Source organism: Halomonas sp. AOP13-D3-9 (assembly GCF_052379125.1).
In the GTDB taxonomy this organism is placed as follows: domain Bacteria; phylum Pseudomonadota; class Gammaproteobacteria; order Pseudomonadales; family Halomonadaceae; genus Vreelandella.
Map to the genome: position 1 here is coordinate 86,354 of NZ_JBQSYH010000007.1, position 16,142 is coordinate 102,495.

Here is a 16,142-nt window from a genome sequence, read left to right on the forward strand (position 1 = left end):
CTCTTAAGCGTGGGCTGCGTCGTCGCGTAACACGGTGTCCAAAGCAATCAGCATCATGTCGTCAAAGGTAGTTTGACGGTCTGCGCTGGAGAGCGAATCGCCTTTCAGGATGTGATCCGACACCGTGCAGATGGTCATGGCGCGGGCGCCAAACTCGGCGGCGACGCCGTATAGACCAGCAGCTTCCATCTCTACACCCACAATGCCGTAGCGCTTAAGCATTTCAGCCATTTCGGTTTGCGGGTTGTAGAACAAGTCCGCTGAGAAGATGTTGCCGACTTTGACTGGCACGTTTTTGGCTTTGGCGGCAGCAACGGCGTGCTGGGTCAGCTCAAAGTCTGCGATGGCGGCGAAGTCGTGGTCGTTGAAGCGCATACGGTTAACTTTTGAGTCGGTGCTGGCGCCCATGCCGATGACCACATCGCGCACGTTGACGTCGTCGCGCACCGCGCCGCAGGAGCCCACGCGGATCAACGATTTTACGCCGTAGTCGGTGATCAGCTCTTTGGCATAGATGGAGACCGACGGAATGCCCATGCCGTGGCCCATCACGGAAATCTCGCGGCCTTTATAGGTGCCGGTATAACCAAACATATTGCGCACGTCGTTGACCTGGCGAACATTCTCCAGGTAGGTGTCGGCAATGTACTTGGCGCGCAGCGGGTCACCGGGCATCAGTACGGTATCGGCAAAATCACCGGGGGCAGCGTTGATATGTGGGGTTGCCATCAAAGGTCTCCTTTAAGCGGCGCTAGCCTTTAAGCAGCGTCAGGTAGAAAGCTTGTGCCATCGGCCATGGCCGGAAGCAGGAAAAAGTCGGCCAGGGTTTGGCCAATATCGGCAAAGGTGCCGCGCTCACCCAGCGAGCCGGGGGTAAAGCCGGGGCCATGTACCAGAATGGGGATGTACTCGCGGGTGTGCTCGGTGCCGTGCCAGCTGGGGTCGCAGCCGTGGTCGGCGGTGAGAATCAGCAGATCATCTTCGCTTAGCGCAGCCAGCAGCTTAGGTAGCTGGGCGTCGAAATCTTCTAGTGCGGCAGCGTAGCCCGGCACATCCCGGCGGTGGCCATAGACCGAGTCAAAATCGACAAAGTTGGTCATGATCATAGCGCGCTCGCCTTCGTCGCGCTGGCTGGTGCGCTCGATCTCGTTGAGTGTGGCGTCCATCAGTGCATCGTGGCCGCTGGCTTTTACCTTGTGAGTAATGCCGCAGTGGGCGTAGATGTCGGCAATTTTGCCAATCGAGACCACTTCGCCACCGGCATCATCAAGCTTTTGCAGCACGGTCGGTGCCGGTGGCTCAACGCTATAGTCGCGGCGGTTGCCGGTGCGGGCGAAGGTGTTGCTGTCTTCGCCAATAAACGGACGCGCAATCACACGGCCAATGTTATAAGGCTCCAGCAGCTCGCGGACGGTTTCGCACAGCTTATAAAGCCGCTCAAGGCCGAAATGCTCTTCGTGAGCGGCGATCTGAAAGACCGAATCCGCCGAGGTGTAAACAATTGGCTTGCCGGTGGCGACGTGCTCTTCACCCAGGCGGGCGATGATCTCGGTACCGGAGGCGTGGCAGTTGCCAATCACGCCGGTGAGATCAGCTTCTTGCACGATGGCATCAAGCAGCTCAAGGGGGAAACTGTCGGTTTTATCCAGAAAGTAGCCCCACTCAAAGCGCACCGGGACACCGGCAATTTCCCAATGGCCGGAAGGGGTATCTTTGCCGCTGGAAATTTCTTTGGCGTGGGCGTAAGCGCCTTCCAGGCTTTCTGGTAGCGTCACGCCTTCGGCAACGCTGCCGGTGGCGTCGCGGTGGGCGTGGAATAGCCCCAACTTGGCCATATTGGGCAGCTTGAGTGGCCCAGAACGATTGGCGTTATCCGCCTCGCCACGGGCGCATGCGGCGGCGATATGGCCCAGGGTATCGGAGCCTTCATCGCCGAAGGTCGCGGCATCCGGGGCGGCGCCAATCCCAAAGGAGTCAAGTACCAGTACAATCGCGCGGCTCATAAGGCTTCTCCACGGAAAGTGTCTTGTAGCAGGGTGTCGGCGTTGGCGGCACCTTCGCCAATTGTAAACGCTGCACGCAGCTGTTCGGCGGCGCGCTCGGCGGCGGCGTCACTGCGGGCGTGCACCATGGCAATGGGGCGCTGGCTATCCACGCTCTCACCGATTTCGACGATGTCGGTGAAACCGACGCTGTGATCGACGCTGGCATCGTTACGCAGGCGGCCACCACCCAGTTCCACCACGCTCATGCCCACGGCGCGGGTATCGATACGCTGGACGACACCCGATTGCTCGGCATACACGGGTTTAATCACGTCGGCTTTGGCCAGGTAGTGATCTGAGCGCTCCATAAAGTCACTGGGGCCGCCGAGTTCACGCACCATGCGGGCAAAGACTTCCGCGGCAGCGCCGGAGGTCAGCGCTTTCTCAAGCTTAGTTAGTGCTTCTTCACGTGAGCCAGCCAGCTTGCCGGCGATCAGCATCTCTACCGCCAGCTCGCGGGTGACTTGCATCACGCGGCTGTTGGGGCGGTCGCCGCGCAGTAGCGCCAAGGTCTCGACGATTTCAACGGCGTTACCGGCGCAGGGGGCCAGCGGTTGGCTCATGTCGGTGAGCAGGGCAGTTGTGGGTGTGCCCGCTTGGGTGGCCACATTGGCGATACTTTTAGCCAGCTCGCGGGATTTTTCCGGCGTGGGCATAAAAGCGCCGCTGCCGACTTTTACATCCATGACCAGCGCGTCCAGGCCTGAAGCGAGCTTTTTGCCCAGGATAGAGGCGGTAATCAGCGGAATAGACTCTACCGTGGCGGTGACGTCCCGCACGCCGTAAATGCGCTTATCGGCAGGGGCAAGATCCCCGGTCTGGCCGATAATCGCCACGCCGGTGGATTTCACCACCTCGCGGAAACGCTCTGGCGCAGGGTAGGGGTCGTAGCCGGGGATCGATTCAAGCTTATCCAGCGTGCCGCCGGTGTGTCCCAGGCCGCGGCCAGAAATCATCGGTACAAAGGCGCCGCAGGCGGCGACCCAGGGGCCAAGCACCAGCGAGACCAAGTCGCCTACACCGCCAGTGGAGTGCTTATCGACAATCGGGCCGGGCAGGTTCAGGTCGCTCCACTGCATCACATGACCGGAGTCGCGGGTGGCGGTAGTCAGCGCCACGACTTCTTCACGGCTCATGCCGTTAAGAAACACCGCCATGGTGAAAGCGCCAATTTGTGCGTCGCTAATGCGATCATCGGCAATGCCTTGCACAAAGGCTTTGATCTCTTCAGCCGGCAACGGCTGGTTATCACGCTTAAGGCGAATCAGTTCCTGGGGGAGCAGGGCGTGTTTAGTCGTGTTGGCAGCCATTAGTAACCTCCGGCTGTGGCGGCGGCGTTGGTATTGCCGGTCAGCGTTGCCAGCAGATTGCCCAGCAGGCTGGAAGCTCCAAAGCGGAAGTGCGCGGGCGTTGCCCAGCCTGGGCCCATAATGTTGTTGGCAAGGGCCAGATATGCTGCCGCGTCTTCGGCAGTTTTGACGCCACCCGCCGCTTTAAAACCAACATCTTGGCCGCTGGCCTTGATGGCTCTTAACATGATCTCAGCGGCTTCCAGCGTAGCGTTAACGGCTACTTTGCCGGTCGAGGTTTTAATAAAATCAGCGCCGCCTTCAATAGCGAGTTCGCTGGCGCGTTTAATCAGCTCGGGCTCTTTAAGCTCGCCGGACTCAATAATCACTTTGAGCAGCGCTTGGCCAGCACAGGCGGCTTTGCACATTTCAACCAACTCAAGGCCGGTCTCTTCGTCGCCGGCCATCAGCGCGCGGTAGGGAAAGACCACATCAACTTCATGGGCGCCGGAGGCAACTGCGTCGCGGGTTTCACGGGCGGCGGCCATAATGTCGTCGTCGCCGTTGGGGAAGTTGGTGACCGTGGCAATTTTAACTTGGTTATCGAGTTTATGCGCGGTAAGCGCGCGCTGGGCAGTAACGATAAACTGCGGGTAGACGCAGACCGCGGCTGGATTGCCGAAAGGCGTTTTCACCTGTTGGCAAAGTGCCTCGATGGTGCTGTCAGTGTCGCTGTCGTTCAGGCTCGTCAGGTCCATGAGGGTGAGTGCCTGTCGGGCGGCTTGGACGATATGAGGGGAGGCAGTCGCAGTCATGGAGTTCTCACAAATCAGTAAAAGATAAAAACGGGCACTGCGGATAAAACCGCAGTGCCCGATGCGTTAAGTAGCCGTCACTGCGCTAGCAATGGCAAGCGCTATGCAGACGCGCCACTTAGCGCAATAAAGAAGCCAGCAATCGAGGCCGACATCAAGTTGGATAGTGTACCGGCCAGCACGGCTTTGACACCAAAGCGGGCAATCTCTTTACGACGCGTGGGGGCAATGCTACCTAAACCGCCCAGCAGAATCGCAATGGAGGAGAGGTTAGCAAAGCCACACAGCGCAAAAGAGAGGATCGCCATAGTGTGCGGTGTCATTAACTGACCCGTGGCGGCAACAACTTGTTCCCCGTCAATGTAGGGGGCTAAATTGATGTAAGCGACAAATTCGTTGACCACCAGTTTTTGGCCAATGAATGAGCCCGCCAGGGTCGCTTCTTCCCAGGGTACACCCAACAGGAAGGCGAGTGGAGCAAACAACCAGCCCAAGATCAGCTCCAGGCTCAGCGAGTCAAAGCCCACCCAGCCGCCAATGCCACCCAGGATGCCGTTGATCAGGGCAATCAGGGCGATAAATGCCAGCAGCATCGCACCCACGTTGGCGGCCAGCATTAAACCCGAGGTGGCGCCCGATGCCGCAGCATCTAGCACATTGGCAGGTTTATCTTCCTGGGCGTCAATCTCTTCTTCCACCTTGGAAACGCTGTCGCTATCGGTTACGTCTTGGGTTTCCGGCATGATCAGCTTGGCGAACAGCAGCCCACCCGGTGCCGCCATAAAGGAGGCCGCTACCAAGTACTCCATGGGAATCCCCAGCGCCGCGTAACCCGCCAATACCGATCCAGCCACCGAGGCCAAGCCACCACACATAACGGCAAATAGCTGCGAAGGCGTCATGCGGGCGATAAACGGACGCACTACCAGCGGCGCTTCGGTTTGGCCGACGAAAATATTCGCTGTTGCGGAAAGTGATTCCGTGCGTGAGGTGCCCAGCGCTTTTTGCAGGGCGCCACCCAGGATACGAATCACCCACTGCATAATGCCGATGTAATAAAGCACGGCAATTAGCGACGAGAAGAAGATAATGACGGGGAGTACTTTGATCGCAAATACAAAGCCGACGTTATCAACATCCGCTAAACCACCGAACAGAAAGCCGATACCGTCGTTGGCATACACCAATATTTGGCTAACACCGGACGAAATGGCCTGCAGCACCGCTTGGCCAAACGGCACGTAAAGTACAAAGGCACCGATACCCGCCTGGATAGCAAAGGCGCCCAGCACGGTACGCAGCCGGATCGATTTACGGTCATAAGAGAAGATCAGGGCAATGGCCACCAGAGTGACCATACCCACCAAGCTCATAAGGAGTGTCATATGGGGATCCTTCGCGTCAGCGCGTAAGTAACGTTTTTATAGACAGTAACGCGTTTAAAGTAAGTTGAGCTTGACGGAGTAAATCATCGCATTCTGATAATTGTTGGGGGTACCCAACTTGTTGTCAGAGTAGCGATACTGAATACCGGTGGTGATCAAATCGCTCGGATGCCACCACAGGCTCAGTGCACCGTTGGTGCCTACACTGCCTGCTGTATCGCCCACGTAGTTCTGTTCCAGATACTCATCGTCACGGCCAAACGTCTGTTCGTGCCAGTTGGTGACGCTGAAATTCTGGTTGAGCGCGGTGAAATCATAACCCGCGACCCAGCCTGCCATATAGCCGTTCATGCCGGTATAGCTATTACTTTGTACCCGCGCCGCCCCGATAAAGGGTTTAAACCACAGACCATTGTCGAAGGTAGTGCGGTAGCCCAGGCCCAGAATCTGATCCTGCTCGCGGCTGTTATAACCGTAATCGCGGAAGTCATACAGGTGGGCATAAATCGACAGCGGGCTATCGCCCAGATAAATGTGCGAGGTCACTTTACCTGCGGTGCGGAAGTTGTCCTTGCCGCCGCTGGATTCATCAAACTGGTCGTTGGTGGGGTTCTCGAAATCAAAGAAGCCATAAAACTCGCCCCAGCTAAAGCCAGCGCCGCCTTCGATTTCGAGAAACATGAAGTCGCTTTTAGCCGCATTGGAAGCGGTGCGCGCTTCGGTGCCGTTCGACCAGTCCAGATAATTGACCGAGACGTTGGCGAATGACCACAGCCGATCAAGCGGATGGGGCTGAGCATCATCTGCCATTAGCGGTGTGGTGAGCATCGTCGCCAATACGCCCGTTACGCCAGCGCTAAGCGCGACAAAAGACGAGGAGCGAGAAGAGTGAGAGTGTGTACGAACTGTCATAAAAGCCTCAACAAGGTTATCGCGGAGCCATTTGGGTGTGGCTATCCGAGGGTTGTAATTGTGCGGGTTGGCGTTAATGTTAAAATTATAACATTTAGTGTTATTTTTCTAACGTTGATTTGCAAGTATTGTCACATCAACGCTATTTAAATGTCATATGGCTCTCACTGTGGCACTAATAGTATCAATAGCCGTCGTAGCAGTGGAAATTACGCCGCAGCTCGCTCAGCATAGAAATTGACGCAACACCGATGCTGTCGTTGCGAAAAACACAACAAGAGGGGTTTGCCAGGAGATGCCCACCATGAATGGCCGTAGCGCTCAGCGCCTTGCCAAACTTCAGGAAGCGCTTGCCAGTGGCGGTACTCTTCATCTGCGCGATGCAGCAGAGCTGTGCGATGTTTCCGAAATGACCATCCGCCGCGACCTAACAACCCAGGTCTCCGCCATTAGTCTGCTGGGGGGGCGCTTAGTGATGGCGAATTACCCCGGCGTCACGCCTATTTATGACCTAACCGAGCAGCAGGCCAGCCACTACCAGGCGAAGTATCGCCTGTGCCAGCGAGCACTCGCCTTTATTGAAGAGGGCGATACACTGTTTATTGACTGCGGCTCAACGCTGATGCCGCTGTTGAGCCAATTAAGCCATTTTAATGAGCTGACGGTAGTGACCTATGCGCTTAACGTCGCCAATGCCGTCGCCGCCCTGCCCAACGTGCGCTTGGTGCTACTGGGCGGGCTGTTTTATGCCACCTCGCAGTCATTTGGTAGTGACAATATGACCGCTGCTATCGAGCGGTTAGGTATTAATAAAGCGTTGATATCTGCGGCGGGGGTGGATTTAGAGCGGGGGGTAAGCTGTTTCCACTTTCACGAAGTGGCACCGAAACAAGCGGCCATTGCCACCGCTATGCAGCGCCTGTTAGTGGTAGATGCCAGCAAGTTCGGCGTGGTGCGCCCGGCTTATTTCGCCGCCCTGGACGATTTTGATGTGGTGGTCACCGATGGCGAGGGGGCTCATAGCAGTCAATACCTGGGGTGCGGCAATGCGCCACTTCTTTCATGATCTCGATCAATAGAAAATACTTTAGTCTTAACTGCTTAAGCCTTTAGTGCTTAGGCCAGCGAGGCTCGTCGCCAATTCCCATCCGGCGACGCATATTTTTCCCGGAGCAATGGCGCCCAGCGTCACGTGTGCACTGTCCTTGAGAGCGTTTTCCTAGCACGTTTTCAAGAGCGTCATGCAGAGCATGTTTTGGGAAGAGTATGGGGTGGTAGTTAGCCTGCTATGTAGAAGGGCGACATGGCTAGCTAGTGTTTTAAACAACCTCTGACGAGATCACACCATGCAACGACGCTCACTTTGGCGCAGGCGAGGCACGCTAGTGCTTCTTGCGCTGTGTCTGTTTCTAGCAGGCTGTAGTTCAGCGCTGCTAGACCCAAAAGGCCAGATTGGCGCTGAGCAGCGCACACTGATTCTGACCGCCTTTGGCCTAATGTTGATTGTAGTTATTCCTGTGATTGTCATGACGCTGCTGTTTGGCTGGCGTTACCGGCGTAGTAATAGCCTGGCTAAATACACGCCTGATTGGGCGCACTCCAACGTGATTGAAGCGGTGGTGTGGATCGTGCCCTGTGCGATTATCGCGGTGCTCGCCCTGTTGACCTGGAAGACCTCCCATAGCCTTGATCCCCACAAACCGCTGGAAAGCGATGTGGCGCCGATCGAAATACAGGCGGTGGCGCTTGATTGGAAGTGGCTGTTTATCTACCCCGAGCAGGGTATTGCCAGTGTTAACGAAGTGGCCTTTCCGGTAGATACACCGGTGCGCTTTCGGGTCAGCTCAGGCTCAGTGATGAACGCTTTCTTTATCCCCCATCTTGGCAGCCAGATTTATGCCATGGCGGGCATGGATAACGATGTCCATCTCATCGCCGATGAAATTGGTAGCTACCCTGGTCGTTCCACCAACTACAGTGGCGCAGGCTTCTCTGGCATGACCTTTGAAGCCAAGGTGACCAACCCCGAGGATTTTGACGCCTGGGTGGAAACGGTACGCGCGGCTCCACAAACGCTGACCTACCCAGAAGGTTATGAAGCGTTGGCGGAACCTAGCGAATCGAATCCGGTTGAGTACTTCTCAGCCATCTCACCATCACTGTATGAAAGCATCTTACGAAGCTTCCATACCGGCGGCGAGCATCAGATGGGCGGCGATCATGCTGACTCCCACGATGGCGAAAATGAGAAGACTGCCGATCACGCGGCCGAATCAGGTCATGTCACTAACAACCATGCTAGTCAGGATAATGCCATGCGCAGCCATTCCTCTAGCGTAGAAGTGGGAGGTTAAGCCGTGTTTGGAAAACTCACGTTAGAGTCAATTCCCTACCACGAGCCGATCATCATGGTCGTCGCGGCCTTTATGGCCATTGGTGGGATCGCACTGTTTGGTTTAATCACCTATTACCGTAAGTGGGGCTGGCTGTGGAACGAGTGGTTTACCTCCGTTGACCACAAAAAGCTCGGCATTATGTATTTCATCGTCGCCCTGGTGATGCTGCTGCGCGGCTTCTCGGATGCGATAATGATGCGCACCCAGCTGGCGATGGCCGCCGGGGATGCAGCGGGCTATTTACCCCCCGAGCACTACGACCAGATCTTTACCGCCCACGGCGTGATTATGATCTTCTTTGTCGCCATGCCCATGGTCATCGGCTTGATGAACCTGGTGGTGCCGCTGCAAATTGGTGCCCGCGACGTTGCTTTCCCTTTCCTGAATAACTTAAGCTTTTGGCTGTTTGCAGTCTCCGCGATACTGGTCAATATCTCGCTGGTGGTGGGCGAATTCGCCAAAACCGGCTGGCTCGCTTACGCGCCGTTATCGGGGATCGAGTTTAGTCCCGGGGTGGGGGTCGACTACTGGATATGGGCGTTGCAGATATCCGGTATAGGCACCACGCTGACCGGTATTAACTTTTTCGTGACCATCATTAAAATGCGCACCAAAGGCATGACGATGTTCCGCATGCCGATCTTCACCTGGACATCGCTGTGCGCCAACGTGCTGATCATTGCTTCCTTCCCAATTTTGACCGCGACCATCGCACTGCTAACGCTGGACCGCTATTTGGGCATGCACTTCTTTACCAATGATTTTGGCGGCAACATGATGATGTACGTCAATCTCATCTGGGCCTGGGGCCACCCGGAAGTTTATATCCTGATTCTGCCAGCCTTCGGCGTGTTCTCTGAAGTGATTGCGACCTTTGCCCGTAAGCGGCTGTTCGGCTACGCCACCATGGTGTGGGCGACCATTTCGATCACCTTGCTCTCGTTTGTGGTTTGGTTGCACCACTTTTTCACCATGGGGGCGGGCGCCAACGTCAACGCCTTCTTCGGCATTATGACAATGATCATCGCCATTCCTACCGGGGTGAAAGTGTTCAACTGGCTGTTCACCATGTTCCGCGGCAGCCTGGAACTCACTTCGCCGGTGCTATGGACGCTGGGCTTTATTATCACCTTTACCCTAGGCGGTATGACCGGCGTTATGCTGGCGGTGCCCGCAGCTAACTTTGTGTTGCATAACAGCCTGTTCGTTATTGCGCACTTCCACAACGTTATTATCGGCGGCGTGGTGTTCGGCATGATGGCGGGGCTTACCTATTGGTTCCCCAAAGCGTTCGGTTTCACTTTGAACGAAAAGTGGGGCAAGCGTTCGTTCTGGTGCTGGTTTATCGGCTTCTACGTCGCCTTTATGCCGCTTTACGTACTGGCCTTCTTTGGTGCCGTACGCCGCATGCAGTCCTACGCCAACCCCGAATGGCAACCGTGGATGATTCTGGCTTGGGTAGGCGCGGTAATCATTATGCTGGGCATTGTCTGCACCATCATCCAGTTCTGGGTGAGTATTCGCGACCGCAAACAGAACGCTGATGTCACCGGCGACCCCTGGAACGGCCGCACCTTGGAGTGGTCAACCTCTTCTCCAGCGCCGTTCTACAACTTTGCACGTCTACCGGAAGTGGGCGATATCGACAGCTTCTGGTCGCAAAAGCAGCGTAGCGAAGAGCAGCTTGAAGAAGCCCCCTATACCGATATTCATATGCCGCGTAATACCGTGGCCGGGCCAGTTATCAGCTTCTTTGCGCTGGTCATCGGTTTCGCCCTGGTGTGGCATATCTGGTGGTTAGCCGGCGTCGGCGCCGTGGGTGTATTCATCAGCTTTATGGCACGGGTATTTAACGACGATATCGACTACTACGTTCCCGCTGCTGAAGTTGAGCGAATCGAACGTGAGCATCAACAACGCGTGGAGGCGCAAGCGTAATGGCAACCGATACGTTACATCACGGCGCAACGGCCGAGCCTCATGAGCATCACGATGCTTCGGGCACGAAGCTATTTGGTTTCTGGGTCTACTTAATGAGCGATTTGGTGATCTTCGGGTCACTGTTCGCCACTTACGCCGTGCTGATGAAAGGCACGGCGGGTGGGCCAACCGGCGCTGATATCTTTGAATTACCTTTGATCCTTTTCGGAACCTTTGCACTGCTGATCAGTAGTTTCACCTTCGGTATGGGCGTTTTGGCAATGCATGCCAACCGTGTTGGCCAAGTGAAAGTGTGGCTGATTATTACCTTTCTACTGGGCTTGTGCTTCCTGGGGATGGAAGTCTATGAATTCCAGCATCTGATCCATGAAGGGTACGGTCCGGACCGTAGCGGCTTTTTATCGGCCTTCTTTACCCTAGTAGGTACTCACGGGTTGCACGTTACGTTTGGCATGATCTGGATTTTGGTCATGTTGGTACAGCTGTCGACCAAAGGGTTGAACGATATGACCCGGCCGAGGATTTTGTGCCTAAGCCTGTTCTGGCACTTCCTCGATATTGTCTGGATCTGTGTCTTCTCATTCGTCTATCTGATGGGAGTGTTGTGAGATGAGTGCAAGTTCAACCAATGCCCATGGCAGCGTTAAGTCGTATGTGACAGGACTGGTATTGTCGCTGATACTGACCATTATCCCTTTTGCGGTGGTGATGAGTGGCGCTTTTAGCGTATTGGCTACCGTGATTGTGATAGCCGTGACCGCGGTGTTGCAGATACTGGTGCAACTGGTCATGTTTATGCATATGAGTACCAAAGCCGACGAGGGCTGGAATCTGATGTCCTTCGTCTTCACACTGACGATTCTCGTCCTAGTGGTAGGAGGCTCGCTGTGGATCATGCAGCATCTGCATCTCAACATGATGATCGGCTAATCTCAGCGCCCAGCCGCTGGCGGGATCTGCTCGAGCTGACCAAGCCGGGCATTATCGGCGGCAACCTGATTGCCACCCTGGGGGGCTATTTTCTCGCCGCCCAGGGGCAGTTCGAGTGGCTCAGCTTTGTCTCGGTCATGGTGGGGATTGCATTAATCATCGCGTCAGGCTGTGCGTGTAACAACGTTATTGACCGCGATATTGATGCATTGATGGCGCGTACGCGCCATCGCCCTCTGGTAAGAGGCAGCATCTCTATTACCCAGGCACTGGGCGTTTCGGCGCTGCTGGGTGTGTCGGGGGTGGTGTGCCTGGCGCTGGGCACCAACGGGCTAACCGTTGCCTTGGCGGTGATTGGCTGGGGCGTGTATGTGGGGCTTTATAGCCTCTATATGAAGCGCCGCTCGGAGTACGGCACCTTGGTAGGCAGCCTCTCCGGCGCCATGCCGCCGGTGGTTGGCTACTGCGCCGTGACCGGTCAGTTCGACAGCGGTGCGATCATGCTACTGGTGATTTTCTGCCTGTGGCAGATGCCGCACTCCTATGCCATTGCGATCTTCCGCTACGCTGATTATCAACGGGCATCGATTCCGGTGTTGCCGGTAGTGCGCGGGGTGAAAATGGCCAAACACCATATCCTTGGCTACATTGTGGCGTTTATTCCCGCCTCGCTGGCGCTAGGGTTGGCCAGTCAGGCAGGCGCTGGGTATCTGTGTGTGGCGCTGACCATGGGCGGCTACTGGCTCTACCTGGCGCTGCGCGGCTACCGTTTAGACGACGATGTGCGCTGGGCCAAGAAAGTATTTGGCGTCTCTATCCTAACCATCACCGCGATGAGCTTAGTCATGGTGCTGGAATCGATGGTGCCAATGTGGGTCTAGGCCTCACACACCGTTAAGTCGTTAATTAAACGCCCCGAGCAGTTATCTGCTCGGGGCGTTTTTATTGGCTAGGGAAAAATTCTGTAACTCAGCTTTTCCGCTGACTGGCCTGAATGGCGGTTAGCGCAATGGTGTAAACGATATCGTCGACCAGTGCGCCTCGGGAAAGGTCGTTCACCGGCTTGTTCAACCCTTGAAGCATGGGGCCAACGCTCACTACGCGGGCGCTACGTTGTACTGCTTTATAGGTGGTGTTGCCGGTGTTGAGGTCGGGGAAAATAAACACCGTCGCCTTACCGGCAACCGGGGAGTCGGGCGCTTTTTGTTTGCCTACACTCTCAATGGCGGCGGCGTCGTACTGGAGCGGGCCGTCAATGGCTAAGTGCGGTGCGCGCTGTTTAGCAATCCGGGTGGCTTCGCGGACTTTATCCACATCGGCACCGGTGCCGGAGTCACCGGTGGAGTAGCTGATCATAGCGACACGCGGTTCAATACCAAAGGCCTCCGCGGAGCGGGCGCTTTGTAGGGCGATTTCGGCCAGGGTTTCGGCGTCCGGGTCGGGATTCACCGCGCAGTCGCCGTAGACCACCACCTGTTCGGGCAGCAGCATAAAGAAGATCGACGACACCTGGCTGTATTCTGGCGCAGTTTTAATCAGCTGGAACGCGGGACGCACGGTGTTGGCGGTGGTGTGTACTGCCCCAGAGACGAGTCCGTCGACTTCATCCAGCTGCAGCATCATGGTGCCGAGCACCACGTTGTCTTGCAACTGCGCTTCGGCGGTGAGTTCGTTGAGCTTGCCACGACGACGCTCGACCATCGGGCCAATATAGCGCGCGCGGCTGCTTTCAGGATCGATAATCGTCAGCGCTTTGGGCAGCGTCAGCCCGCGGTTACGCGCCACATTTTCAATATCATCGCGCTTACCGAGCAGTACACAGTCGGCAATGCCGCGGCGCTGGCAGATAATCGCCGCTTCGACGGTGCGCGGCTCATCGCCTTCCGGCAGCACCACGCGCTTTTTGGCCAGTTGAGCGAGTTTCACCAACTGGTGGCGAAACGCCGAAGGTGACAGGCGGCGGGTATAACCGCTGCTTAGGTGGGCTTTCAGCCACTCAAGGTCCATATGGGCCGCCACATAACGAGCCACCTGTTCGGCGCGCTCGAAATCGTCCATGGGAATTTCGCCGCTTAACTGGCTGAGGTGCTGGGCGGTGGTCAGGCTGTCGGTCTCTACCGCCAAAACAGGCAGGCCCGTTTTGAGCGCGGGGCGGCACATCTCAATCATATTGTCGTTGGGCATAAAGCCGTTAGTCAGCAGTACGCCCGCTAATTGAATGCCGTTCATGGTGGCCAGTGCGGAGGCCAGCACCACATCGTCGCGGTCGCCGGAGGCCACTATCAAGCTGCCAGGGGTGAAAATATGCAGCGCATTTGCAGCGCTGCGGGCGCAGAGGCTGGTGGAAAGCACCCGGCGGCTGGCCGCATCGCCTTCGTTCAGCAGTTTGGCATTGAGCGCTCGGGCTACATCCAGGGTGCGCGGCGCACTGAGTGTTTTACTGTAAGGCACCACGCCGATCAGGTGGAACTTATCCGTCGCCAGGGCCGGAGAGTATTGCCGTAGCTCGGTGAGCACCGACTCTTCCAACTGTGGTTTGAAAGTGCCCGGTGCCGCAGAAAGGTCATCTTCCTGAGCGTAGGGCAGGTTTTTCATGCGCATCAAAATGCCGCCCAGGGTGCGGCTGGAGCTAACCCCACCAAAGCTGCGGGCGTGCATATCCAGCTGGTCGGCCAGGGCCTGGGGTTCGTTTAAGTCACCGGTGCCCACCAGAATAATCCGCGCATTCAGCGCGTTGGCGAGTTGGGCATTGGTTTGCGTCGCGTAGGTGGTGTGTTGGGTGGGCACCACGCCTTCTACCACGACAAGGTCTAAGGTACTGCCATCGCGGTGGGCCTGCTGGACAACCTGTTCATAGAGCTCGACGGCGTTTTCCATGAGCTCATCGGTTTGGTCGTCGCGCAGCAAGCGCTCCAGCCGAGCCTGAGAAATCGGCGAAGGCGGGCGCTGATTAAGTGCCCGCGAGACCAGCGCGGTGGAGCGATCCAGCCCCGGGCCGTTCAGCTCGTTCTGCATAAACGGCTTTAAAAACCCGGCTTTCAGGCCGATGGTATCCAGCGCTTGGATTAACCCCAGACAGGCGGAGGTGAGTCCGGCACCCTGGCTGGTGGGCACTAATAGAATGGCTTGTGGCTGGTCGGGGTGGGCAGTCATACACGGGTCTCTAAGCAGTGGCGGGTTTCCATGGCAATGCGGCCCTCTTCATCGGTAGGGATCACCCACACCTGGGGGCCTTGGTGGTCAGGGCTATCCAGCTTGCCCTCTTTGCCGCGAATGGTGGCTTCGTTAGCGTCGTTATCCAACGCAAAGCCGAAGTGGGGCATCAGTGACAATACATTACGGCGCACGATGGGCGAGTTTTCGCCGATTCCGCCGGTGAAAATAACCCCATCGAGCTGGGGCAGCGCGCAGGAGAGCCCCGCCAGCGATTTAGCGATCCGGTAGCAGAATACCTCCACTGCCAGCTGTGCAGTGGCGTGGCCCTGTTCGGAGGCCTCTTCAATTTCACGCATATCGTTGGTTAAGCCTGAAAGCCCTAGTAGGCCGCTGTGTTTGTTGAGCACGTCGTCGATTTTGTCTAACGACCAGCCCAATTGGCGGTGCAGGTGAGCGTGCAGGCCGGGATCAACATCGCCACTGCGGGTGCCCATCACCAAGCCTTCCAAAGGGGTAAGGCCCATGCTGGTATCCTGGCTTTGATTGTTCCACACCGCGCTGGTAGAGCAGCCATTGCCTAAGTGGGCGGTTAGCCAACCGCCTGTGCCACGGCTACTTAGTTCGCCCACCCGCTGACTAACGTAAGCGTGGCTGGTGCCATGAAAGCCATAGCGGCGAATACCATGCTCGGCGTAGAGGTTTTCAGGCAGCGCGTAACGATAGGCACGCGGCGGCATGGTTTGATGAAAAGCGGTATCAAAAACCGCCACTTGCGGCAGTTCAGGGAATACGTTTTGGGTTGCTGCGATGCCTGCTAAGTTGGCAGGGTTGTGAAGGGGGGCGAGCGCTGCGGTGGTTTCGATCGCGGTGATGACGCTATTGTCGATGAGCGCGGCTTGGGTGAAGTGCTCCCCGCCATGCACGATGCGATGGCCCACCGCCGTCGGTAAGCGGCCCTCCATCCGCTCAAGAATCGCGTTAAGTGCCTGGGTATGGTCGGCATCAGGCAGTGGTTGAGTAAAACGTTCACCGGCACTGTTTTTGCCCTTTAAACGTGCCTCCCCACTACTCAGGCGTTCAGCTATGCCTTCAAGTCGCGGTGCCTGAGGGTCTGAATCAATCAACGCGTATTTAATAGAGGAGGAACCGCAGTTAATTACCAGCACCGGTGCGTTCATAAAAACCTTTTCGCTAGGAGGTTAGTGAGCAAATCAGTAGACTTTAGTATAACATGCTGCAGTGCGGAAAAGCAGCGCTAGGATTTCGTTAGCCT

The 16,142-nt window shown here is 56.6% G+C and carries 14 protein-coding genes; 6 read left to right on the forward strand and 8 right to left on the reverse strand.

Annotated features, from left to right (window positions below; all coding sequences use genetic code 11):
- Nucleotides 1-3: 3 nt before the first annotated feature.
- From deoD to ACT3UM_RS09415, 6 genes are all read right to left on the reverse strand, one after another.
- A complete protein-coding gene (gene deoD, locus ACT3UM_RS09390; protein WP_498898168.1) occupies nt 4-729 on the reverse strand; it encodes a purine-nucleoside phosphorylase in 726 nt (241 codons plus the stop codon).
- A 29-nt stretch (nt 730-758) separates the two neighbouring features.
- The gene (locus tag ACT3UM_RS09395; protein WP_498898170.1) at nt 759-2,003 is read right to left on the reverse strand and encodes a phosphopentomutase; all 1,245 of its coding nucleotides are present in this window, start codon (nt 2,001-2,003) and stop codon (nt 759-761) included.
- Nucleotides 2,000-3,355, reverse strand: a complete 1,356-nt coding sequence (gene deoA / locus ACT3UM_RS09400; RefSeq protein ID WP_498898172.1) for a thymidine phosphorylase — start codon at nt 3,353-3,355, stop codon at nt 2,000-2,002. Before deoA ends, ACT3UM_RS09395 begins: the two co-directional genes overlap by 4 nt.
- The gene (gene deoC, locus ACT3UM_RS09405; RefSeq protein ID WP_498898174.1) at nt 3,355-4,149 is read right to left on the reverse strand and encodes a deoxyribose-phosphate aldolase; all 795 of its coding nucleotides are present in this window, start codon (nt 4,147-4,149) and stop codon (nt 3,355-3,357) included. The genes deoA and deoC overlap by 1 nt, the downstream gene beginning before the upstream one ends.
- A 101-nt stretch (nt 4,150-4,250) precedes the next feature.
- A complete protein-coding gene (locus ACT3UM_RS09410; RefSeq protein ID WP_035577272.1) occupies nt 4,251-5,534 on the reverse strand; it encodes a NupC/NupG family nucleoside CNT transporter in 1,284 nt (427 codons plus the stop codon).
- A 54-nt stretch (nt 5,535-5,588) separates the two neighbouring features.
- The gene (locus tag ACT3UM_RS09415; protein ID WP_442905699.1) at nt 5,589-6,362 is read right to left on the reverse strand and encodes an outer membrane protein OmpK; all 774 of its coding nucleotides are present in this window, start codon (nt 6,360-6,362) and stop codon (nt 5,589-5,591) included.
- Between the two features lie 388 nt (nt 6,363-6,750).
- Here ACT3UM_RS09415 and ACT3UM_RS09420 point away from each other — a divergent pair, with 388 nt between their 5' ends.
- The 6 genes from ACT3UM_RS09420 to cyoE all read left to right on the forward strand — a co-directional run bounded on the left by ACT3UM_RS09420 (nt 6,751) and on the right by cyoE (nt 12,594).
- Nucleotides 6,751-7,512, forward strand: coding sequence for a DeoR/GlpR family DNA-binding transcription regulator (locus tag ACT3UM_RS09420; protein ID WP_144810319.1), 762 nt, complete (start codon nt 6,751-6,753; stop codon nt 7,510-7,512).
- 280 nt (nt 7,513-7,792) lie between these two features.
- Nucleotides 7,793-8,800: a ubiquinol oxidase subunit II gene (cyoA, locus tag ACT3UM_RS09425; RefSeq protein ID WP_009287201.1), complete on the forward strand. Its 1,008-nt coding sequence runs from the start codon at nt 7,793-7,795 to the stop codon at nt 8,798-8,800.
- 3 nt (nt 8,801-8,803) lie between these two features.
- Entirely contained in the window at nt 8,804-10,780 is a 1,977-nt protein-coding gene (gene cyoB / locus ACT3UM_RS09430) for a cytochrome o ubiquinol oxidase subunit I (RefSeq protein WP_009287202.1), read from the forward strand.
- Complete coding sequence (gene cyoC / locus ACT3UM_RS09435; RefSeq protein WP_035577276.1) at nt 10,780-11,391, forward strand: cytochrome o ubiquinol oxidase subunit III; 612 nt, start codon at nt 10,780-10,782, stop codon at nt 11,389-11,391. Before cyoB ends, cyoC begins: the two co-directional genes overlap by 1 nt.
- 1 nt (nt 11,392) lies before the next feature.
- Nucleotides 11,393-11,713, forward strand: coding sequence for a cytochrome o ubiquinol oxidase subunit IV (gene cyoD / locus ACT3UM_RS09440; RefSeq protein WP_022520636.1), 321 nt, complete (start codon nt 11,393-11,395; stop codon nt 11,711-11,713).
- Nucleotides 11,671-12,594 carry a heme o synthase gene (gene cyoE / locus ACT3UM_RS09445; protein WP_009287204.1) on the forward strand — a complete coding sequence of 308 codons (924 nt, stop codon included), beginning with the start codon at nt 11,671-11,673 and terminating at the stop codon, nt 12,592-12,594. The genes cyoD and cyoE overlap by 43 nt, the downstream gene beginning before the upstream one ends.
- A gap of 88 nt (nt 12,595-12,682) precedes the next feature.
- On the opposite strand, the gene pta is transcribed toward cyoE, so the two are convergent.
- The gene (gene pta / locus ACT3UM_RS09450) at nt 12,683-14,866 is read right to left on the reverse strand and encodes a phosphate acetyltransferase (protein ID WP_498898177.1); all 2,184 of its coding nucleotides are present in this window, start codon (nt 14,864-14,866) and stop codon (nt 12,683-12,685) included.
- Nucleotides 14,863-16,047 carry an acetate/propionate family kinase gene (locus ACT3UM_RS09455; RefSeq protein WP_498898178.1) on the reverse strand — a complete coding sequence of 395 codons (1,185 nt, stop codon included), beginning with the start codon at nt 16,045-16,047 and terminating at the stop codon, nt 14,863-14,865. The genes pta and ACT3UM_RS09455 overlap by 4 nt, the downstream gene beginning before the upstream one ends.
- Nucleotides 16,048-16,142: the final 95 nt, after the last annotated feature.